The sequence below is a fragment of the Exiguobacterium sp. USCH10 genome, assembly GCF_037619445.1.
In the GTDB taxonomy this organism is placed as follows: domain Bacteria; phylum Bacillota; class Bacilli; order Exiguobacteriales; family Exiguobacteriaceae; genus Exiguobacterium; species Exiguobacterium aestuarii_A.
On sequence record NZ_JAQPZO010000002.1, the window covers coordinates 342,094 to 363,029 of the forward strand.

Sequence of the window (20,936 nt, forward strand, 5' to 3'; positions counted from 1 at the left end):
GTCCCGTTCCAGGTCTTAATTCATTCTCAACGGAGTCGTTTGCTTACCTGCTACGTACTCGACCCTCATACAATCTGAAAGATAATCGCTCATTTCCTTGCGACAACAGAAGAAGGGGCCCAAACATTCGAAACAGCAAAAAAACCGAAAACCAACGATGGTCTTCGGTCCTTCTGCATAAGGATCATTACTCTTCCTCGAAATGCTGGACTTGGTCAGCGAGTGCCGCAGCCTGTCCTTCTAGTTCTTGCATCAACGTAAAGATTTGATCAAAGCTTGCTTGTTGTTCTTTCATCGAAGCAGCCACTTCTTCATTTCCAGCTGCCAATTCTTCTGTCACGCCCGATACTTCCTCGACACGACGCAACACGTTGTTCACTTCACTACTAGATGTGCGCATCTCTTGCTCAATCGTACGGACGAACGAGGCAACATGGTCTGTACGTTCATGGATGCGGTTAAACGCTTCCTTCGTCAAACCGAATGCTTCAAGCTGTGCTTCTTGTTCGCGTTTTGATTCGTTCACCGTTTCTGTCAATCGTACGACTTCTTGTTGAATCGTCTCCACGACATGGAAAATCGAGCGGGTTGCCTTATTGCTCTCTTCGGCCAACTTTTTAACCTCGCTCGCCACGACCGCGAACCCACGTCCTGCTTCACCGGCACGAGCCGCTTCAATCGCTGCGTTCAAGGCGAGTAAATTCGTCTGGGCCGCCACGTCTTCCACGAGCTTCGCCATCGATTCGATCTCCGCCGTCTGTCTAGCAAAATGATCCATCCTCGTGACAAGCACTTCATTTCGTTCGCTCGAGCGATCAAGGATGTGTTCCTGATCCGTCAACGTCTCAATCCCGGCCGCCACTTCTCGTGTCATCTCAGTCGTTTCTTCTGTCGTCTGTTTCGTTTGATTCAAGCTCGTCTCGAATGACGTCGCCATCGTATGGACCGAGCTGAGCGTCTCTTGCAATTCATTGGCGATGGACTGCGCACCATGCGCCATTTCATCCACTGCGTTCGTGATGTTTGACGTCGTGCTGACAACCGCTTCATTTTCAGCCGCTGCCGTTTCCGTCATCCCATTCACCTTCATCGATGTCACACGAATCGAACCGATAACCGTTTGCAGAGATGCTGTCATCTCGCGCATCGCGCGTTCAAGTCGTCCGATTTCGTCATTGCGATTCGATTCTGGCAATGTGACAAGACGTCCTGAAGCGATGGCTTCTGCGACTTTCACGTTGCGCTCGAGCGGACGTGTGATAGAACGCGCGAAGAAGAAGTTGTAAATGCCTAGCGCTAAGACAACGAGAATCGTTAACAAGATTGAGATGAATAATAGACGCTCTGTTTCATTTGCCGCCTCTACTTGAAGTGCCTCGTAGAACGAACCGTTCTTAGCAATCAGTGTGTTGATATCATTTAACAACCCTTCGAGCTTGGCAGCTTGTATCCGAGCTCCAATCCCACCTTCTAATGCAGACTCGACATCGTCGTTCACTTGTTCATACTTCGTCGTGGCACGTTCTAGATGATTCGAAAACTCTGGAATCAAGTAAGACTGTTTTAATTCATCAAACGTTTTCGCATTCGATACACGGATTCGCTCAAGTTGGACGAGTGTTGATTGATTCGATTGTTCGCCAAGCGACGTCCAGAGCGACTGTTCTTGTAAGAGTGACGTCTCAAGCTGAGACAATTCAATCATCTGACTCCCGTACTGTTCATTGTAAGTCTGCAGACGGTTCAAGGTCGACAAGACATAACTCATCATGAGAACGATCAAGACGACGGTGAACACCGTTGAGAAGATAAACCGTTTACGTAAACTCATTTTAGTGTCCCCTCTTTCAGTTGACGTTCGACCGATTCATACTGAGTTGTCTCATTCTCATCCCATTGAATGCGACGAAGTGGCGCTAAGCCGACGCCTCCTTCTTCAATACCAAGGATGACATGATCGTTGAACGGCTGTGTCGTCACACGACCTGCGATTTCGACGATTGCCAAATCGACTTGTTTCAACATCGAAGTCACGACCGCATCAGGTGCAATCATCGATTGATCGCTATCAACTCCGATTGCCTTAATTCCATACTTTTCAGCAGTCTCCAATACCCCGACTCCCGTTAGGCCAGCTGCCGCATAGAGAACGTCTGCGCCCTCTTTGATTTGTTTCTCAGCTAGTTCGCGTCCAAGCTCGGGTGAGGCGAAGTCGTTCGAGAAATCAACGAGCATCTCGACATCCTCGTTTACGGATTTTGCTCCACGCTCAAATCCTGCCTCGAATTTCTGAATGAGTTCAATATCCATCCCACCGATAAAACCGATTTTATCCGTCTCTGTCTCAAGACCAGCTACCGCACCCGCGAGCGCACTGCCTTCTCCTTCTTCAAACGTGACATTTAAAACGTTCGGTAACGCTGACACGCCATCAATGAGGGCAAATTGTTGATTCGGATGTTCTGCCGCTACCGTCTCAAGATCTTCCTGACAGGCAAAACCGAGACCGACGATCACATCGTGCCCCTCCTGTACTAACTCTTCGAAGCCAGCTTGATACGTTTCGGTCTCCGATAATTCGCGATAGTCGACGAACCATTCGCCCGTCTCACGTAACTCCCCCATGCCACGCATCGCCGCATCACTGAACGATTGGTCCCCGAGACCAACATCCGATAGGACGACGCCCATCGTCTGACGTTCGTCAACAGCGGCAGTCGGGTCATCGATGACCGACTGACAACCGGACAACCACAGTGAACAAGCTGTGATTGTACTGATTATTATGCTTTTCTTCATGTATTCCATACTCCCTCTCTCTATTGGTCTGACAACTCTTTTATCGACAGAGAAGACAAGATTCTCCATCATTATTTTTAAAAGTTGTGGGAATAAAATATCGGGATATCTGAGAATGTCAGATGTTTCAAAAGGGAATTTTTTCTAATTGTTGAATACACATATGAATGACTTTGATGACAAATCCGAAGGGAGGATGAAGGAAATGATAAAAAAGATCATTCGACATAGTTGGAACGTCATATCTGGATTATTTGTTCTCTTATTGTCACTTTGGTTGAGTGGTCCTGGTATAGCAGAGACAGACACTCCACAATATCGTTGGTATTTCATGCTTTGGTTTGTACTATGGACGGTCGGTTTTGTTTTACAGTTCAGACCGCGAACGAAATGGTTTGGTCTATTCATCACGTTTGTGCCGACATTGTATTATTTTATTTCCATCTTAAAAGCATTCGAAGTCATTTCATACTAATCAATCATGTACAAAAATCAGAGCCATAGATGATGTCTATGGCTCGTGTCAATTATTCTTTTGATGCAGCGACCGTCGTATCCGCTAACTCTCGCTCCGGTGCAGGCGCCTTCGCGACATTCCCTTTACCGGCAAAGTTCTCAAGCAAGTCTTTCATATCGATACCCGAAGAGGCTTTCAACGTTTGTTGCAATGAAGCCATAAGGTCCGTTGCATATCCCGTCACTTTCCCTGCTCCACCGTTTTGACCACCGCCTGTGTCGACGACCGTGATTTGATCGATGTTGCCAAGTGGTGCCGCAATTTCCTTCGCATAATCCGGAAGCATTTTGACGACCATATCGAGAATCGCTGCCTGCCCATATTGAGCGAACGCCTCGGCGATTTTCTCTTTCGCTTCCGCTTCCGCGAGACCCGTCAAGCGAATGATTTCAGCTTCCGCTTCACCTTTCGCGCGTTCAGAATCGGCTTCAGCAAGACCAGCCAAACGAACTCGTTCCGCATCCGCTTTCGCTTGTGCTTCGATGCGATATTTCTCGGCATCTGCGCTTGCGATTTGACGTGCTTTATCCGCAGCGGCCGATTGTTCGATTGAGTAACGGTCCGCATCGGCTTTTTTCTTCACTTCTGAATCATACTGTTTCTCACGACGCATGATTTCTTTCTCTTCGAGCTCGATTTGCTTTTGACGCTCGATGATTTGAACTTGCATTTGTTGTTCTGTAACTTCTTGTTTCGCACGTGCTTCCTCGAGCTCGTACGCTTGGTCGGCCCGGGCTTTGGCAACGTCTTGCTCGCGACGGTATGCCGCAATCCGGAGCTGATTCTCTTTCTCTGCTTCTGCGATTTCTGATGCTCGTTCTAACTCTGCTTTTTTCGCATCTTTCATCGCTTCCGCCTGTTTGATGCGCGTTTCTTTATCCGCTTCCGCTGTGGCGATATCGGCATCACGCTTCACTTGCGCGATACGAGGTTTACCGAGTGATTCTAAATAACCATTTTTATCTCGAACATCTTTGATTGTGAAGGAGACGATGACAAGTCCCATCTTCGCTAAGTCTTGAGAGGCGACGCGTTGGACTTCTTGAGAAAACTTGTCTCGGTTTTTGTAAATTTCTTCTACCGTCATCGAACCAAGAATAGATCGCAAATGACCCTCTAATACTTCTTTCGCCTCGTTTTCTCGTTCAACTTTCGGTTTTCCGAGGAACTGTTCTGCGGCTGTCGCAATTTCACTGATTGACCCGCCGATTTTAATGATGGCCGTTCCGTCCGCCATGACCGGTACACCTTGTTCGGTATACACTTCAGGCGTTGTGACCTCTAGCTTGCTAGAGAGTAAACTGAGTGGTTCTGCTTGTTGGAACACTGGGAGGACGAACGTTCCTCCACCACGAATGATTTTGACACGGTTACCCGAGGTGTCGCTATGTACATTTTTCTTGCCTAAATAACTACCTGTTACAATCAACGCTTCGTCAGGTCCGACCGTACGGTATTTCAAAACGAATACAAACACGAGTGCGAGGATGATGACCCCGACGATGATGCTGACTAAAATAGCCGTATTCATAAGTTATTTCTCCTCTCGAATCGTAGGTTCGTCATATGTCATGACGATGGCGATATTACTTTTCACTTCAATAATAATGACGCGATGGTCCGTGGAAATCGATGTCCCATCTAAACTTTGAGCTGTCTTCAAAAGGGACCCGGTCACTGTCTCAATCATAACTTCACCGTATCCGCCTTCTGGGATCGGTACTGTCAACCGTCCGATTTGTCCTACCAACGCTTCATCTGTCAATCCGATTGACTCTTCAGCATTGGATAATGGTAACAACACGAACAAATAGAGAAGTGTTGTCAGAGCGAGCGACCCGACCAATGCGACAGCAAGTCCAATCACCGGTGACACGTGCGCCAATGCGTTTAAAATGAGTCCGATTCCAGCACCGAGTGCTAAAAACGATAAAATAACTGCAGGGTTAAACCAGCCTTCAAACATGTCAAAAGCATCAGAGAACATCATATAGATGAAGGTTCCAAAACCAGCGATGATCAACACCCACCAGTACAGTTGATCGATTGCCTCCATTACCACCCCTCCTGTCGACGTTGCTGTTCCATAAATAACATACGTCGAAGTTGTTCGACTTCAAGGGCGAGCTGATCCTCAATCTTATCCCATTCGGATAGGGACGACGTGGATAGATCGTTCGCTTCCCGAACTCGACCAATCGATTGTTCAATGCGCCGTCGATTATATACATCGACGAGTTCTTGACGTTCGAGTCGCATCCGGTTTAAAAAATATTCAACTTCTTTTTGAACCTGAACCACTTGATCCGTCACGTCCTCAGAAGAATCTTGCATCAGCAGCCGACGCACTCTCACTTGATGAGCCACTAATTTGGCAATTCTCGCTTCGAGTTCGAGAATGTGCTTGTACAATTCCTCTACCTCATCTTGATTCGTGTCATCGCGCCACCACACGTCCATCTCACCTCACTTTACTCTAATCACTTTCATATACGATAAAACCTCATCATCGGTTTCAAAAAATCATAAAAAAATGTAAAATGAATTTGCCAGACAGAAAGGAAGTGCTCATTTTGGGCAACCAAGTCATCAAGCTATCAACTGCTAATCAAGAAAAACTAAAAACCATGTATCACAAGTATGCAGTCACCCCGCCTCCTTACGCGACTTTCAGTGCAAAAACCCCTGGATTTGTCGTCACGATTTATCAATCGGGTAAAGTGATGTTCCAAGGTAAAGATGCAGATTCCGAGGCAGTGAAATGGGGAACCCCTGCCAAGAAAAAACAAGCGTCTCCACCGAAGACGACATTACCTGAAGGCTTTTCGAATTGGTCTGTCATCGGGAGCGATGAAGTCGGAAAAGGGGATTATTTCGGACCACTCGTCGTCGTGTCTGCTTTTGTATCACGCGACCAAATCGCACTCGTCAAAGAGCTCGGTGTCAAAGACTCAAAACAGCTATCTGATCCTGAAATCATCCGAATCGCTAGAGATTTACATGCAGCCATTCCATATCAAAAGGCGACACTACACAACCCGACGTATAATAAGATGCAACGCACGATGACACAAGGCAAAATGACCGCCATCGCACATAACGCTGCACTTCATGCCTTGCTTGAAAAACTGGAACAGAAACCTGACGCCATCCTGATTGATCAATTTGCCGAAAAGTCGGTCTACTATCAACATCTACGGGCAGAGCGCGATGTCGTCCGTGATGACGTCTACTTTTCAACAAAAGCGGAAGGACTACATGTCGCAGTCGCCGCCGCTTCCATCTTAGCCCGTGCCTTTTTCTTAAAAGAGATGGACAAACTAAGTAAACAAGCCGGATTGACCCTCCCGAAAGGGGCAGGGGCAAAAGTCGACCAAGTGGCCGCTCAGATCATCCGACGTCATGGACAGGAATATTTACAAAAGATTGCTAAAGTCCATTTTGCCAACACAAAAAAAGCAATAAACTTAAACGAACGTCGTCTGTAGAGGTTCGATTTCAAATATGATATACTCATTTTATGGTTAAATGAACTTAAAATTTTTGGAGGATAGCGTTCATGTTGCATTATAAAACCTATACAATCAGCGATGACCATCCTTGGGTCGTCTTCATTCACGGAGCCGGTGGAAGTTTGTCGCATTGGTATCGTCAACTTCGCCCATTCCGTAAGAAATATAATGTGTTGCTCGTCGATTTACGTGGACACGGCGGTTCATACGATGCCGAACAATCGCTCAAACAACCGTTGAACGCCTATACGTTCGATGTCGTCGCAAAAGACGTCATCGAGGTCATGGATCACTTAGGCATCGAAAAAGGTCATATGGTCGGACTTTCTTTAGGTACGATTGTGATTCAGGCGATGTTTGAACATTATCCGGACCGGATTGCGTCGGTCGTCCTTGGAGGTGCCATCGTCAAATTCAACGTTCGTTCGACACTGCTCATTCGACTCGGTAGCCTCGTTCAAAATTTCGTACCTTATATGTGGTTATACAAATTGTTCGCTTGGATTTTACTGCCGAAAAAACGGCATAAAAAATCACGGATGATGTTTGTTCGTGACGCTGCGAATTTGTGTCAACGCGAATTTATTCGCTGGTTTAAGATGACTGAGAACATCAATCCATTATTAAATCAAATCACTTCGATTCAAACGAACGTCCCGATTTTATATATCATGGGCGATGAAGATTATATGTTCCTCGAAGCTGTGGAACGGACCGCAAAACACCAACCGACTGCCAATGTCGAAATCGTTGCAGACTCTGGTCACGTCGTGAATGTGGACCAACCCGAGCAATTCAATTCGTTGTCGATGAAATTCATCGATGATCAAATTCAAGCACGCTCTCTACAAATGAGCTGATTCAGGATGCCACCATACATCCTGAATTTTTTTCAGTTTATTTTCAGAAAATATTGATTATTACAAAAATAGGTGGTATTCTTTAGCAAATCCAACAAAGAGGAGATGCTTGAGATGTTCAAACCCGTACATATGAACAGCCTGCTGATTATTATTCGACTGAGGGACTGAAATCGTTTTGTTTTTGAAAAACGACTTTTCAGGCCCTTGTTCCCGTGGTAATCGGACAGGCGCCTGCACATGTAACTCGCGCCTATCCTAATTGGATAGGTTTTTTTATTGGCACATAGACAAAGAGGAGATGATGGAAGTGAAGCAGTATATGATGGATCGAATGGTAAAAATTTCAGCAGGGATGGCAAACGCCGTACTCGTCACGCTCGGTGTTGGTCTATTGATTGAGACGATTGGTAATTTGACCGGGATCGCGATGCTCGTTCAAATCGGGCAAGTTGCGAAATCTTTGTTGGCACCAGCACTAGGAGCCGGTGTTGCCTTTCAACTCGGTGGGAACACACTCATCTTGTTTAGCGCCATGATTGCCGCAACGATTGGCGGTGCTGCTTTAAAAGCGACCGAAAGTGGGCTCGTCCTCGTTCCAGGTCAACCGATTAGTGCATTGATTGCAGCCGCAGCAGCAGTATGGCTCGGTAAACGCGTTCTCGGAAAAACAAAGTTCGACATGATGGTCGTACCCGTAACAGCCGTTCTCGGAGGTGGAATCGTCGGTGTTGCCGCAGCGGCAGTCACGACTCCTCTCATCAACTCCATTAGCCAAGGAATCACAGCGTCCGTTGAAACGTCACCAATCGCGACATCTCTCGTCATCGCCCTTGTCTTCAGTGTCATGCTCATGTCACCTGCTTCATCGGCCGCACTCGCCATCGCTCTTCAATTAGACCCTGTCGCCAGTGCTGCCGCATTGATTGGTTGTTCTGCTCAGTTTGTCGGATTTACATTGATGGCGTATCGTCAAACGGATCCAGGTGGTTTGGTCGCTTCCTTCTTTGTCACGCCGAAAGTTCAGTTCCCGAACATCATCAAAAATCCGCGAATCGTCGTTCCACCATTCATTGCAGCGATGATCTCAGCACCGATTGCCACGTTAATGTTCTCACTACAAGTGCCGTATGAAATCGCCGGTCTCGGACTCAACTCTCTCATTGCCCCGCTTCAAATTTTAGCAGTACAAGGAATGGACGCGTTTCTCATCTTCACGATGACGGGTGTTGTTCTTCCTGCACTCATTACCTGGGCACTTTATCGTGTCACGAGCCTCGTCGGTTGGACGAAGTTCGGTGACCTTGCCCTTGAAATTCAATGAAATAAGGAGCGCTGTCCAAATCGGACAACGCTCCTTATTTTTACGCTCGTACTTCAGCGCCGTGTGCTGCACGGACCGCTTCGACGATTGTTTCATATGCTGCTGTTACTTCTTCATCTTGTAACGTTCGTGACGGGTCTTGGAACTTGAGTGAGAAGGCAATCGACTTCTCTTCTGGTTCAACATTTTCCCCTGTATATACGTCAAACAAGACGAGGTCGATCAAGAGTGGACCTGCCGCTTCACGGATTGTTTGCTCCACTGTGCCAGCCGGAATCGAACGTGGCAAGACGAGTGCCAAATCTCGTGAAATCGATGGATAACGTGGCACGTCTTGATATAGAAGCATCTCTTCCCCATTAAGTGCCAATAGGTCGAGTTCAAACACATACACTTCTTTCATCCCGTAGACTTCTTTTGACGTTCCTGGATGCACTTGTCCAACATAACCGATGACGTCACCGTTCATCAAAATGTTCGCCGTGCGACCTGGATGCATATCCGGCATCGATACCGCTTCATACGTGACATCAAGACGAAGTGTTTGAACCAACGTGTCGACAATCCCTTTCGCAACAAAGTAGTCGACCGGAATCCGAGTGCCTTGTGAACGATGATCCATCCAAAGACCTGTGACAACTCCCGCCACCCGTTCTTTTTCACGTGGTAAAGTATCACCTTGCTCTGTATAGACACGCCCTGTTTCGTAGAGTGCGACGTTTGATTGTTGACGCGCCGTGTTATAACGTGCCGCCTCTAACAACCCAGGGATGAGTGATGTACGAAGTACAGAACGCTCTTCACTCATCGGCATCGCTAGACGGACGAGTTGATCGGCTTGACCACCAAAACGTGTCGCATGTGCCTCACTCGTTAATGAATAGGTGATCGCTTGTGATAATCCGACACCTTGTAACATGCGGCGTGTCTTTCTGCGCAACACGTTGATTGCTGGTAAATAGCCTTTCGACTGAGATGCAGGTAACGTCGACGGGAGGCTGTCATATCCGTATAGACGCGCAACTTCTTCCGTGATGTCAGCTGGCAGCTCTAAGTCCGGACGACGAGAAGGGATATGGACACTCAATACATCATCGCCTTCTGTAGCTAGACCGAGACGTTCTAGAATACGTTCAATCGTTTGACGATCGAGTGTCATTCCTAAACGTTTATTAATGTAATCGACCGAGACTTCGATTTGACGAGCGCGTGACTCCTTTTCACCAGAAACAGTCGCTTCCCGAATCTCGCCTCCACCGAGCTCCACAATCAATTGAGCGGCACGGTCGAGCGCAAGCATGACACGTTCCGGGTCCACACCTTTTTCAAAACGAGCGCTTGAGTCAGAACGAAGACCGAGCGTACGGCTCGTCTTACGAACTGAAGCCGGATCAAAGTATGCTGACTCCAAGACGATATCTGTCGTAGTGGCGTCCACTTCAGTGTTCGCACCACCCATGACACCTGCGATTGCGACCGGTGTCTGACCATCTGTGATGACCATCATCGAAGCGTCGAGCGTACGTGTCACATCATCCAGTGTAACCATCTCTTCTCCATTCTCAGCCTGGCGGACCACAATCGATTTACCGAGTTTTTTCGCATCGAATGCGTGGAGCGGTTGACCGATCTCAAGCATCACGTAGTTCGTCACATCAACAATATTATTGATTGGACGAACGCCCTCTGCAATCAAGATGTTTTTAAGCCATTGTGGAGATTCTGCGATTGTGACTCCTCGTACTTCACGCGCCGCATAGTACGGGCAGTTCGGTGTAGCGAGTTCAATCGACACTTCAGACGCAGAAGATGACGTGACATCTGCTTCTGGTAACGTGTACGGACGTTCTAGAATGGCCGCCACTTCATGAATGATTCCATAAAGGCTCAAACAGTCCGAACGGTTCGGCGTCAGGCCAAGCTCGATGACCTCATCATTTAAGTCGAGTAAGTCGAGTACGTCCGCTCCAACTTGGACATCTTCACGGAATGTGTGAATTCCGTCTTGCTCATCTTCTCGAATTTGCTTCTTCTCGAATCCGAGTTCCTCGAGCGAACAGATCATTCCTTGAGATTCGACACCGCGAAGTTTCGCCTTTTTAATTTTTAATCCCGGTAAACGTGCGCCAACTTTCGCCACGATGACGTGTTGACCTTCGCGTACGTTCGGTGCGCCACAGACGATTTGAACGGGATCACATTCGCCGATGTCTACTTTTGTCACGTTCAATTTATCCGCCTCTGGATGCTTCTCACATGAAAGCACACGACCGACGACAATCCCGGAAAGTCCTTCTGCACGGTTTGTGATACTTTCCACTTCAATCCCGTTTTTTGTGATCAAGTCGCCAAGTGTTTCTCCGCTCAAATCTGACACATCAATATATTGATTCAACCATTTTTTTGATAGTAACATCTGTCTTCCTCCTTAGAATTGCTCGATGAAGCGTAAGTCGTTTGTGTAGAAGTGGCGGATGTCATCGACACCGTGTTTGAGCATCGCCATACGCTCAACACCGATTCCGAATGCGAATCCTGACACTTTTGACGAGTCATAGCCTGCCATCTCTAACACATGTGGATGTACCATCCCGCCTCCGAGAATTTCAATCCAGCCGGTTCCCTTACAGACGTTACAACCTTTTCCTCCACACTTGAAGCATGAAATATCAACTTCAACGGATGGCTCAGTGAATGGGAAGAAGCTTGGGCGAAGACGAATTTCACGTGCCTCACCGAATAATTGCTTCACGAACACTTCAAGCGTCCCTTTTAAGTCTGCCATCGAAATCGACTCATCGACGACTAACCCTTCGATTTGCATGAATTGATGCGAGTGCGTCGCGTCATCTTCATCACGACGATATACTTTTCCTGGGCAAATGATGCGAATCGGTTTCCCGTTCGCCTCTAGCATCGTCCGTGCTTGTACCGGTGACGTATGTGTACGGAGCAACGTTTCCTCGGTAATATAGAACGAGTCTTGCATATCACGTGCTGGATGGTCTTTTGGCAAGTTGAGCATCTCAAAGTTGTACAAGTCCGTTTCGACTTCAGGACCTTCTGCAATCGTGTAACCAAGTCCGACGAATAAATCTTCCATCTCGTCGATGATCTGTTGTAACAGATGACTGTGCCCTGGAGCCGATGTACGTCCCGGGAGCGTCACGTCAAGCGTTTCGGCTTTTAACTTTTCTTCCAGTTCGATTGCCTTCACTTCTTCGATTCGAGCGTCGAGCGTCGTTTGAATCGACGTACGGACCGTATTCGCCAATTCACCAATGACTGGACGTTCCTCTGCGGATAACTTACCCATTCCACGAAGTACCTCGGTCATCGGACCTTTTTTTCCTAAATATTTGATGCGGACGTCATTTAATGATTTTTGTGTGGATGCCTGTTTGATTTCTTCAAGTGCTTCCATTTGTAACTGTTCTAATTGCTCTTTCATATGTTCACTTCCTCCTCTACATAAAAAAAGTCCCTTCAGTCGTTGACTGAAGGGACGAATCATCGCGGTACCACCCTACTTGGCCAATAGTTGGCCCACTTGAGAGCATCGTTATCGAGATGCCAAACCGGTGTTGTCTCCAACACGACTCCAGAGTGAATTCAGCGACGATTCCGGCTTAGGCTCTCAGTCACGGCCCATGCTCCCTGAACGGAATCGGTCATTCGCTTACTATGTTCTTTCAACGTCATATCATATTCATCGATGTGTTTAACCTATCACGTTTTTCACGTGCTGACAAGATTATTGTAAAGCGATCCGATACATTAAAATACCAGCAGCGACCGCCGCATTGAGCGATTCTGCCTCACCGAGTACTGGAATATGGACACGTGTGTCGCACAGTGCCAACACATCGGCATGTACACCTTGTGCTTCATTTCCGATGACCAAAGCTACTTTGTCTTCAAATGCCACCTGCTCATACGATGTCGCTTTCGAAAGGGCTGTTCCATACACATGGAAACCATCTTCTTTCAGTTCAGGTAGTTTTTCAAGCAAGTCAACCGAAGTCACGTTCACGTGAAACAGGGAACCTTGAGTCGCACGAACGACTTTGGCATTGAACGGATCGACCGTCCCTTTCCCGAGGAGCACCGTATCAAATCCGGCTGCATCTGCCGTCCGAATCATCGTACCTAGGTTACCTGGGTCCTGTACCCGGTCTAACACGAGAACTTTCTTCATCTTACGCTCTACCGGTGTCATCTTCACGACAGCAAACACACCTTGTGTCTTTTCTGTCTCAGATAACAGGTCAGCGACATGATCAGATAACTCGAGCACCGGCATGTCCTCGATGCGCCACGTCTTTTTCGGTACGTACGACTCTGCCATGATGAGTTGTACGAGACGACCTGCTCGGATTGCCTCATCCACCAAATGCTCTCCCTCTACAAGGAATTGCCCGGTTTCTTGGCGTCCTTTTTTCGTCATCAATCGTTTTAATCGTTTAATCGTCTCGCTCTTCGTAGACGTTATCTTCGTCATATTATCCCTCTTTCAACCATTGGACCGTCTCGTGGTCTAAGCGTTTCGTTAATGCGACAACGAGTTCAATCGCTGCTTCGTAGTCGTCTTTATGGATGATTGACACGTTCGTGTGTAAATAACGAACAGGTACTGTCAACGCGATCGCCGGCATTCCAATCCCAGACAAATGGAAACGTCCTGCGTCTGTTCCGCCACCTGGTGTCAAATCGAGCTGATATTTGATGTCATTTTCTTTTGCTACCTCAACAATGAGGTCGACGAGACGTGGATTCGTCACAGTCGTTGCATCAAAGAAGATGACTTGAACGCCATCGCCGAGTTTTGACAACCCTTCTGCCGGTGTCATTCCTGGCGTATCACTTGGAATTCCTGTATCGACAGCAATCGCCACATCCGGTTGGACCAAGTTAGCCGCTGTAACCGCTCCACGCAATCCAACTTCTTCTTGTACCGTCGCACCTGTATAGATGACACCTGGGAATGCTTCTTCTTTCAGGCGTTTTGCAGCTTCAATGGCAATGGCACAACCGATTCGGTTATCCCAAGCTTTCGCCATCAAGAAGTTCTCATTTTTCATGACCGTGAATTCACAATGCGGGACGACCGTATCACCCGGACGAATTCCCCATTCGGCGACTTCGTCTTTTGATGTCGCTCCGATATCTAAGAACATGTCTTTGATTTCAACTGGTTTTTTACGTGCTTCAAGGGGAAGGACATGTGGTGGTTTCGCACCAATCACTCCCGGGATTTTTTCACCAGAACGCGTCACCACATCCATCCGTTGTGCCAATAGGACTTGGTTCCACCATCCACCAAGCGCTTGGAAACGTAGGAAACCACCTTCTTCCACACGCGTGACCATAAAGCCGACCTCATCCATGTGACCTGCAATCATGACACGAGGACCTTCTGCGTTCCCAGTCACTCGACCAAATAAACTTCCGAGACCGTCTTGTTCAAATGATTCGACATGTGGTTCAAGGTATTCACGCATTAACTGACGGACTTCCCCTTCATTTCCCGGGACGCCAGTTGCGTCTGTCAGACGTTTTAACATATGTAACGATTCATTCATACCAATCCGCTCCTTTTCCTTAATAGCCTAATTGTTGTCGCTCATGGTTCACTTCATTTTTGTTCATATACGCCATGAAAATGAGTTGTTCATTGAACCCAAGCGTATAGCCAAGTTCAAGATACGCTGCCATCAGCGTCTCGTACATCGCTTCTGTTTTCGAAAGACCAAAGTTCGTCACTTTTCGATAAATATCTAAAAAAGCATCAGTCGCATCAAGATATGAGCTCCCCGCAGGAAACGCGTCTCGTTCATACCCAAGTGCAAGGCCGAGTGACAGTAAGAAATGAATGCCGTCTACATATTCTTCTAAGATCACATCTTGAGGCGACGGTCCTTTCTTCGACCAAAACTTAAAGCTACGTGTTTCGTTAGCCAGTTCACCGAGTTCGACAAGCAGCGCCAGTAACCGTTCATCGAATTGATTGCCGGATAATCCATGTTGTGCTTTGATCCGCTCGTCTAATTCGCGCTGCCGATCAAACAATGTTGTCCAGTTCACCGGATGTTCCTCCTCTATCTCCACTTATAGCAGTACTAAAATCATTAAAGACCAGCCTACCGCTAAAATCAATACTTGTAATTGGAGCAGTTTTGGGGCATGAACGGTCTTTTTGCGCGTCAAATGGAGACCGAACAAGGCACCGATGGCTCCTCCTGCATAGGCGTATAGCACGTTGAAATCACCTTGGCCATGCGTATAACGTTTTGCCTGGATATAGGTGTATACGTTCAAGACGATCAGCGCAAGGGCAACGATGGCGACAACTGATTGATTCATACGTTCTCCTCCTTCTCTTAATTCTAAGAAATTCTGAAGAAAAAAGAAAGCGCCGAGAGAGTGTCTCGGCGCTGTCGATTGAACGATTACGCGTTCAATTTTGATTTAGCTGTTTCAGCGAGTGACGCGAATGCCTGTGCATCTGTCACAGCAAGCTCAGCAAGCATCTTACGGTTGATGTCGATTCCTGCAAGCTTGAGGCCGTGCATCATACGGCTGTATGAGAGACCGTTTGTACGTGCTGCCGCATTGATACGTGTGATCCAAAGACGACGGAAATCACGTTTCTTCTGACGACGGTCACGGTAAGCGTACATGAGTGACTTCATGACCTGTTGTTTTGCTACTTTAAATAGAATGTGTTTCGAACCAAAGTATCCTTTGGCAAGTTTAATTTGCTTTTTACGACGTTGACGAGTCGTATAACCGCCTTTTACGCGTGGCATATGGATTCCCTCCTAATTGTTTCTGTATTACTTCGCGATCATGTTGCGAATGCGTTTGAAGTCTCCAGCTGATACGATAGCGCCTTTACGGAGCTTACGTTTCGCTTTAGTCGATTTGTTTGCGAACAAGTGACTTGTGTAAGCGTGTGAACGCTTGAGTTTACCTGATGCTGTACGTTTGAAACGTTTTGAAGCACCGCGGTGCGATTTCATTTTCGGCATGAGTATTTCCTCCCCACTGAGAATCGATGATTAATCTTCTTTGTTCGGAGCCAGCACTAAGAACATGCTGCGTCCTTCCATCTTCGGCTTTTGTTCAACTGTTGCCAAATCGGCACATTCCGCTGCCATTTTGTCCAAAACACGTTTCCCGATTTCCGAGTGTGTGATGGCACGTCCGCGGAAACGAATCGAAGCCTTCACCTTGTTTCCTTTTTCAAGGAACTTGCGTGCGTTACGCAATTTTGTTTGGAAATCGTTGTCCTCGATTGTTGGACTGAGACGTACTTCTTTCATTTGGATGACTTTTTGGTTTTTACGCGCTTCTTTCTCCTTCTTCTGGAGTTCGAAACGGTACTTCCCATAATCCATAATTTTAGCGACCGGTGGATTCGCTTTGTCCGCGACTAAGACTAAGTCTAGTTCCGCTTCTTCAGCTAAACGTAACGCATCGTTACGCGATTTCACACCGAGTTGTGCGCCGTCTGCGCCAATGAGACGTACTTCACGGGCACGAATGTTTTCGTTGATAAAGAGCTCTTTGCTAATGGTTAGCACCTCCATCGTGCGATTGCACGAGATTTAGATTGACAAGACAACATGGCAATAAAAAAAGCGTCGGCAGTTTCCCACCCACACATCAGTTGAGGTCATAAAACGGCAGACGATGCCGATTGAACCAAGAACTTGATGGACCTGCCTGATGACTCTCAGACGAGGTGAAAAGCGGGTGCTTCTGCTTTGTTGTTTTTAATCACTATGTCATCTTAGCACTAGCAGGAAAAGATGTCAAGATATCGCGCATGAATAATTGGTAGCTCACACTTTTATGATGATACCAGTCATTCTCTCGTTTCGCAATACCTTTTCAAAGGGAATAATGAATTATCAAAGGAGGGATTTACATGAACTGGCGAAAAGACGTCTCGCGCGAACATGACTATCACGACCAGGTTCAGCAGATCGTCAGTAAAACGATGCAGGCGCATGGCTTAGAAGATGAAAAGTTGCAGGCAGTATTAACGGACTTATTAGAAGAGATGAATCGTATCACATTAAAGATTGTCGATGATCACGAGTCGGCTCAAAACTATATTCATAAACGATGGTACTAAATAGTGAGGAATTCTGTCTTTCTTATGTACCATGTAAAAACGTCCAGTTCCACATCAATGGAATTGGACGTTTATTCATGTTTACTGTGCGTAAACCATCTGTCCCCCGAGGTGCCCGGCGTATGCAAGAAGTCCCGCTCCCACGAGCGCAATCACAAAACTAAGTGTGATCCATAGCTTCCCTTTCGCACGATATCCAATGGCAAGCAAGACAACAGTGATGCCAAACGCGATCAAGCTGTACAAGGCAAAATGTTCATGGTTTTCAATCATCGCCTCTGTGACCGAAGGAAGGTTTGCTTCCGCATACTCCTCGGCACTGTCACCCGATAGAAATGCCACTCCGCCCGATATTAATCCAGCAACGAGCGTGACGAGTGCAAACAGTCGAAAACTTGTCCATTTGAAGCTAATCAAAATCAAAAGCGTCCCAAACAGTAGAAGACCAATCGGAGCGTGCACGAGCAATGGATGTAGCGGAACACCACCGAGCATAACGATTCCTCCCTAAGATTAAGATAATGGATGAAAGTTATTTACTTCGTGAGACGATTTTTTTACCCTGTTTTCCTTCTTTTCACAATGACACACAATTAATTCGTGAGCGACTTGAAGAAGTTACTGATTGCTTCAAACAATCTTGCGAAAAATCCTTGGACTTCCTCTTGTTCAAGAAAAGCCTGTACGTCCTGCCCTGCATCTTTTAATCCGTTACTGATCGCAGACCAATCCAGATTCGCTTGTTGCATGTTTTCAAATAATGTCGTCAATTGGTCGAGTTGTCCTTCAGACAGCTGGACGTTATTTTGATTCAACACTTGAATGACGATGTCGCGAATCTCAATATTCGTCTCAGGCATTTGATTCGCGATTTCCGCTTTGATTTCGTTCATGAGACCGGCTACATCTTCTTGACCGACCGTCTTTCCGATTTCAGACGTCACTGCCAACTCTTCCTGTGCAAGTTCTTTTCGTTCATCCGAAAGTTCAATTCCGGTTTCGGCCGCCGTTTGGTCATACGCCTTCATAATCCCTGTCAAAGCAGACGTACCCGTCACGTTGATTGGTGACGTGATATAGATGTCCGCATCCGTCACACCTGCTGTGACCAATGCGTTCGCATACATATCTTTCGTGACCCACGTCACATTTTCAGTTTGAATATCAAGCCCTGTCCCGTCCGTCAATTTGATTCGTGCGGACGAATACATGCCACCCCCACGTTGCGCCTGTGGGACAGAATCTCCTAGATATTTTTCTTCATCCGCTGCCGTCGCAATAATCGGTTCGATTCCTTCTGGCGCGTCCATCCGTTCAAGTACCCATTTTTGTTGTTCTGAAGAGAGCGACTCCCCGAGCGTCACAATCGTGTCATTGACGATTGCCTCCGCCCCGACTTTCGGAAGTGCTCCTGTAAATGCGACTGCTCCAATAGTAAGTGCCAATACTGGCTTCATATAATTCATGAATCATCACTCCTTATTGTTTACGATACGTGGAGACGACAAAATACACATCCGTCTTTAGACCGAAAAAAGCCACCTTTCTCGATGGAAAGGTGGCTCCTTGCTTAGCGTGAACGGTTCGCAATCTCTTCTGTGAGGGATGCGATGAATTCGTCAAGTGATGCTGATACTTGTTCTTGTTGACCGTAACGGCGAATGTTGACCGCGCGCTCATCACGTTCCTTGTCCCCAAGTACGAGCGTCATCGGAATCTTCTTCATTTGCGCTTCACGAATCTTATAGCCAAGTTTCTCGTCACGGAGGTCCGTTTCGACGCGGACACCACGCTTGACGAGTTCCGCTTTGACTTCAGCGACATACTCATCATGGACATGTGATACCGGAATCAATTTCACTTGTACAGGTGCGAGCCATGTTGGGAATGCGCCTTTGTATTCTTCGATCAAATACGCAACAAATCGTTCCATCGTCGAAACGACACCACGGTGCAAGACGATTGGACGATGATCTTTCCCGTCTGGTCCTGTGTACGTCAAATCGAAACGTTCTGGGAGTAAGAAGTCAAGTTGAACAGTCGAGAGCGTCTCTTCTTTCCCGAGCGCCGTGCGTACTTGCACGTCGAGTTTCGGTCCGTAGAATGCCGCTTCTCCTTCTGCTTCAAAGTATGGAAGTTCGAGCTCGTCCATCGTTTCTTTCAACTGGCTCTGTGCCATTTCCCAAATTGCATCATTATCGAAGTACTTCTCTTTATCGGCAGGATCGCGATACGAGAGACGGAAACGATAATCTTTGATGCCAAAGTCAGCATACACTTCTTGAATCAAGTGAACGATGTCTTTGAACTCTTGTTTCATTTGTTCAGGTGTCACGAACGTATGCCCGTCGTTCAAGACCATGTAGCGGACACGTTGAAGTCCTGTGAGCGCGCCTGACATCTCGTAGCGGTGCATCCCACCTAGCTCAGCGATCCGGAGTGGAAGCTCACGGTATGAGCGTGGCTCATGTTTGTAGATTGTCATATGGTGCGGACAGTTCATCGGACGAAGGACGAGTTCCTCATTGTCCATCTCCATTTTCGGGAACATGTCATCTTGATAGTGGTCCCAGTGTCCAGATGTCTTATACAAGTCGACCGACCCAAGCACCGGTGTATAGACGTGTTGGTATCCGAGTTCGAGCTCTTTATCGACGATATAGCGTTCGACCGTACGACGAATCGATGCACCTTTTGGCAGCCACATTGGAAGTCCTTGACCGACTTCTTGCGAGACGAAGAAGAGGTCGAGTTCTTTTCCGAGTTTACGATGATCGCGTTCTTTCGCTTCTTCAAGAAGTCGCAAGTGCTCGGCGAGTTGTTCTTTCGTCGCCCACGCCGTCCCGTAAATACGCTGTAACATCTTGTTGTCTGAGTCACCACGCCAGTATGCTCCAGCCACGCTCATCAATTTAAAGATTTTCAACTTCGAAGTCGACGGGACGTGTGGTCCGCGGCAAAGGTCGAAGAATTCCCCTTGATGATAGATTGTAAGTGTCTGATCGGCAGGAATGTCTTCAATCAACTCGATTTTGAGCGGGTCTCCCAACTCTTTATAACGAGCGAGCGCTTCGTCACGTGAAACGACTTCACGAGTGATTTCTAAGTTTTCGTCGACGATACGTTTCATCATCTTCTCAATCTCAGGAAGGTCTTCCTCATTGATTCGGCGGTCCATTTCGATGTCGTAATAGAATCCGTTCTCGATTGTCGGTCCAATCCCGAGATAGATGTTATTCTCTTCTCCATACAGACGCTTGATCGCTTGTGCCATCAAGTGCGCTGACGAGTGACGCATCAGGTCGAGTCCGTCCTCTGAATCTGGCATGACGAGCTCGATTTTGCCGCCCTGTTCAATCGGACGACGGTAGTCGATGAGTTCTCCGTCTAGTTTTGCTGCGATTGCTTTTTTGCGAAGTCCCGGGCTGATTGAGCCTGCGACGTCTTCTGCCGTGACGCCGGCATCAAATTCTTTTACCGCGCCATCTGGAAATGTCAATTGAATCATGTACATCTGTCCCCTCTCAAAAAATGAATATAAAAAAAGCCCATCCCTCAAAAAGGGACGAGCTTTGATTCTCGTGGTACCACCCTCGTTCCCAAGCATCACGCTTGGCTCGAACACACGATAACGAGTGTGAATCGCCGCACGATTGACCCGTACGGTGCTCTGAGGGAGTAAATGCATCGTCGTCGTTAGGAAGCTTCCACCGCCCTTCCCTCGCTAAAACTCGTCTCGATGATTCATATCCTCTTCTATGCATCACTTATATGGTTATTA

22 protein-coding genes are annotated in these 20,936 nt (G+C 47.2%); 5 read left to right on the forward strand and 17 right to left on the reverse strand.

Annotated features, from left to right (window positions below; genetic code table 11):
- Positions 1-187: 187 nt before the first annotated feature.
- Complete coding sequence (locus PQI28_RS06335; RefSeq protein WP_339962779.1) at positions 188-1,831, reverse strand: methyl-accepting chemotaxis protein; 1,644 nt, start codon at positions 1,829-1,831, stop codon at positions 188-190.
- Positions 1,828-2,799, reverse strand: coding sequence for a BMP family lipoprotein (locus PQI28_RS06340; protein WP_339962780.1), 972 nt, complete (start codon positions 2,797-2,799; stop codon positions 1,828-1,830). Before PQI28_RS06340 ends, PQI28_RS06335 begins: the two co-directional genes overlap by 4 nt.
- A 205-nt stretch (positions 2,800-3,004) precedes the next feature.
- Between PQI28_RS06340 and PQI28_RS06345 the strand changes: the two genes are divergently transcribed.
- Positions 3,005-3,274 (forward strand): hypothetical protein, encoded by a 270-nt coding sequence (locus tag PQI28_RS06345; RefSeq protein WP_339962781.1) that lies wholly within the window; start codon positions 3,005-3,007, stop codon positions 3,272-3,274.
- 52 nt (positions 3,275-3,326) lie between these two features.
- Here PQI28_RS06345 and PQI28_RS06350 read toward each other — a convergent pair whose 3' ends face one another.
- Genes PQI28_RS06350 through PQI28_RS06360 form a run of 3 tightly spaced genes read right to left on the reverse strand, consistent with a single transcriptional unit; the run spans position 3,327 to position 5,770 of the window.
- Complete coding sequence (locus PQI28_RS06350) at positions 3,327-4,847, reverse strand: flotillin family protein (protein WP_214693180.1); 1,521 nt, start codon at positions 4,845-4,847, stop codon at positions 3,327-3,329.
- A 3-nt stretch (positions 4,848-4,850) separates the two neighbouring features.
- Complete coding sequence (locus PQI28_RS06355) at positions 4,851-5,372, reverse strand: NfeD family protein (RefSeq protein WP_214749289.1); 522 nt, start codon at positions 5,370-5,372, stop codon at positions 4,851-4,853.
- Positions 5,372-5,770 (reverse strand): hypothetical protein, encoded by a 399-nt coding sequence (locus PQI28_RS06360; RefSeq protein WP_214749292.1) that lies wholly within the window; start codon positions 5,768-5,770, stop codon positions 5,372-5,374. Before PQI28_RS06360 ends, PQI28_RS06355 begins: the two co-directional genes overlap by 1 nt.
- A 119-nt stretch (positions 5,771-5,889) precedes the next feature.
- Here PQI28_RS06360 and rnhC point away from each other — a divergent pair, with 119 nt between their 5' ends.
- The 3 genes from rnhC to PQI28_RS06375 all read left to right on the forward strand — a co-directional run bounded on the left by rnhC (position 5,890) and on the right by PQI28_RS06375 (position 9,012).
- Positions 5,890-6,804, forward strand: a complete 915-nt coding sequence (gene rnhC, locus PQI28_RS06365; protein ID WP_445236748.1) for a ribonuclease HIII — start codon at positions 5,890-5,892, stop codon at positions 6,802-6,804.
- 71 nt (positions 6,805-6,875) lie between these two features.
- Positions 6,876-7,688, forward strand: a complete 813-nt coding sequence (locus PQI28_RS06370; protein WP_214693189.1) for an alpha/beta fold hydrolase — start codon at positions 6,876-6,878, stop codon at positions 7,686-7,688.
- A 301-nt stretch (positions 7,689-7,989) separates the two neighbouring features.
- Positions 7,990-9,012, forward strand: coding sequence for a PTS transporter subunit IIC (locus PQI28_RS06375; protein WP_274663947.1), 1,023 nt, complete (start codon positions 7,990-7,992; stop codon positions 9,010-9,012).
- A 40-nt stretch (positions 9,013-9,052) separates the two neighbouring features.
- Here PQI28_RS06375 and pheT read toward each other — a convergent pair whose 3' ends face one another.
- From pheT to infC, 9 genes are all read right to left on the reverse strand, one after another.
- Complete coding sequence (gene pheT / locus PQI28_RS06380; protein WP_339962782.1) at positions 9,053-11,428, reverse strand: phenylalanine--tRNA ligase subunit beta; 2,376 nt, start codon at positions 11,426-11,428, stop codon at positions 9,053-9,055.
- Positions 11,429-11,440: 12 nt separating this feature from the next.
- Positions 11,441-12,463 (reverse strand): phenylalanine--tRNA ligase subunit alpha, encoded by a 1,023-nt coding sequence (pheS, locus tag PQI28_RS06385; protein ID WP_224861524.1) that lies wholly within the window; start codon positions 12,461-12,463, stop codon positions 11,441-11,443.
- A gap of 303 nt (positions 12,464-12,766) precedes the next feature.
- Positions 12,767-13,513, reverse strand: coding sequence for a TrmH family RNA methyltransferase (locus tag PQI28_RS06390; protein WP_074033405.1), 747 nt, complete (start codon positions 13,511-13,513; stop codon positions 12,767-12,769).
- Between the two features lies 1 nt (position 13,514).
- Complete coding sequence (locus PQI28_RS06395) at positions 13,515-14,594, reverse strand: M42 family metallopeptidase (protein ID WP_214749307.1); 1,080 nt, start codon at positions 14,592-14,594, stop codon at positions 13,515-13,517.
- A 19-nt stretch (positions 14,595-14,613) separates the two neighbouring features.
- Entirely contained in the window at positions 14,614-15,096 is a 483-nt protein-coding gene (locus PQI28_RS06400; RefSeq protein WP_074033407.1) for a dUTP diphosphatase, read from the reverse strand.
- A gap of 24 nt (positions 15,097-15,120) precedes the next feature.
- A complete protein-coding gene (locus PQI28_RS06405; RefSeq protein ID WP_214693206.1) occupies positions 15,121-15,375 on the reverse strand; it encodes a hypothetical protein in 255 nt (84 codons plus the stop codon).
- Positions 15,376-15,461: 86 nt separating this feature from the next.
- Positions 15,462-15,821: a 50S ribosomal protein L20 gene (gene rplT / locus PQI28_RS06410; protein WP_012726696.1), complete on the reverse strand. Its 360-nt coding sequence runs from the start codon at positions 15,819-15,821 to the stop codon at positions 15,462-15,464.
- A gap of 27 nt (positions 15,822-15,848) precedes the next feature.
- Positions 15,849-16,043 (reverse strand): 50S ribosomal protein L35, encoded by a 195-nt coding sequence (gene rpmI, locus PQI28_RS06415; protein ID WP_012726697.1) that lies wholly within the window; start codon positions 16,041-16,043, stop codon positions 15,849-15,851.
- A gap of 30 nt (positions 16,044-16,073) precedes the next feature.
- The gene (gene infC / locus PQI28_RS06420; protein ID WP_074033409.1) at positions 16,074-16,604 is read right to left on the reverse strand and encodes a translation initiation factor IF-3; all 531 of its coding nucleotides are present in this window, start codon (positions 16,602-16,604) and stop codon (positions 16,074-16,076) included.
- 341 nt (positions 16,605-16,945) lie between these two features.
- Between infC and PQI28_RS06425 the strand changes: the two genes are divergently transcribed.
- Positions 16,946-17,155 (forward strand): hypothetical protein, encoded by a 210-nt coding sequence (locus PQI28_RS06425; protein WP_012726699.1) that lies wholly within the window; start codon positions 16,946-16,948, stop codon positions 17,153-17,155.
- Between the two features lie 81 nt (positions 17,156-17,236).
- On the opposite strand, the gene PQI28_RS06430 is transcribed toward PQI28_RS06425, so the two are convergent.
- The 3 genes from PQI28_RS06430 to thrS all read right to left on the reverse strand — a co-directional run bounded on the left by PQI28_RS06430 (position 17,237) and on the right by thrS (position 20,669).
- Positions 17,237-17,650 (reverse strand): DUF2231 domain-containing protein, encoded by a 414-nt coding sequence (locus PQI28_RS06430; protein WP_214749313.1) that lies wholly within the window; start codon positions 17,648-17,650, stop codon positions 17,237-17,239.
- 98 nt (positions 17,651-17,748) lie between these two features.
- On the reverse strand, positions 17,749-18,621 hold the full coding sequence (locus PQI28_RS06435) for a DUF1002 domain-containing protein (protein ID WP_339962783.1): 873 nt from the start codon (positions 18,619-18,621) through the stop codon (positions 17,749-17,751).
- A 104-nt stretch (positions 18,622-18,725) separates the two neighbouring features.
- A complete protein-coding gene (gene thrS, locus PQI28_RS06440) occupies positions 18,726-20,669 on the reverse strand; it encodes a threonine--tRNA ligase (protein ID WP_339962784.1) in 1,944 nt (647 codons plus the stop codon).
- Positions 20,670-20,936: the final 267 nt, after the last annotated feature.

Coding starts and splice junctions, on each gene's coding strand:
- PQI28_RS06335 (WP_339962779.1), bottom strand. CDS start 1,831: ATGAGTTTACGTAAACGGTTTATCTTCTCAACGGTGTTCACCGTCGTC.
- PQI28_RS06340 (WP_339962780.1), bottom strand. CDS start 2,799: ATGAAGAAAAGCATAATAATCAGTACAATCACAGCTTGTTCACTGTGG.
- PQI28_RS06345 (WP_339962781.1), top strand. CDS start 3,005: ATGATAAAAAAGATCATTCGACATAGTTGGAACGTCATATCTGGATTA.
- PQI28_RS06350 (WP_214693180.1), bottom strand. CDS start 4,847: ATGAATACGGCTATTTTAGTCAGCATCATCGTCGGGGTCATCATCCTC.
- PQI28_RS06355 (WP_214749289.1), bottom strand. CDS start 5,372: ATGGAGGCAATCGATCAACTGTACTGGTGGGTGTTGATCATCGCTGGT.
- PQI28_RS06370 (WP_214693189.1), top strand. CDS start 6,876: ATGTTGCATTATAAAACCTATACAATCAGCGATGACCATCCTTGGGTC.
- PQI28_RS06375 (WP_274663947.1), top strand. CDS start 7,990: ATGATGGAAGTGAAGCAGTATATGATGGATCGAATGGTAAAAATTTCA.
- pheT (WP_339962782.1), bottom strand. CDS start 11,428: ATGTTACTATCAAAAAAATGGTTGAATCAATATATTGATGTGTCAGAT.
- pheS (WP_224861524.1), bottom strand. CDS start 12,463: ATGAAAGAGCAATTAGAACAGTTACAAATGGAAGCACTTGAAGAAATC.
- PQI28_RS06390 (WP_074033405.1), bottom strand. CDS start 13,513: ATGACGAAGATAACGTCTACGAAGAGCGAGACGATTAAACGATTAAAA.
- PQI28_RS06395 (WP_214749307.1), bottom strand. CDS start 14,594: ATGAATGAATCGTTACATATGTTAAAACGTCTGACAGACGCAACTGGC.
- PQI28_RS06405 (WP_214693206.1), bottom strand. CDS start 15,375: ATGAATCAATCAGTTGTCGCCATCGTTGCCCTTGCGCTGATCGTCTTG.
- rplT (WP_012726696.1), bottom strand. CDS start 15,821: ATGCCACGCGTAAAAGGCGGTTATACGACTCGTCAACGTCGTAAAAAG.
- rpmI (WP_012726697.1), bottom strand. CDS start 16,043: ATGCCGAAAATGAAATCGCACCGCGGTGCTTCAAAACGTTTCAAACGT.
- infC (WP_074033409.1), bottom strand. CDS start 16,604: ATGGAGGTGCTAACCATTAGCAAAGAGCTCTTTATCAACGAAAACATT.
- PQI28_RS06425 (WP_012726699.1), top strand. CDS start 16,946: ATGAACTGGCGAAAAGACGTCTCGCGCGAACATGACTATCACGACCAG.
- PQI28_RS06430 (WP_214749313.1), bottom strand. CDS start 17,650: ATGCTCGGTGGTGTTCCGCTACATCCATTGCTCGTGCACGCTCCGATT.
- PQI28_RS06435 (WP_339962783.1), bottom strand. CDS start 18,621: ATGAATTATATGAAGCCAGTATTGGCACTTACTATTGGAGCAGTCGCA.
- thrS (WP_339962784.1), bottom strand. CDS start 20,669: ATGTACATGATTCAATTGACATTTCCAGATGGCGCGGTAAAAGAATTT.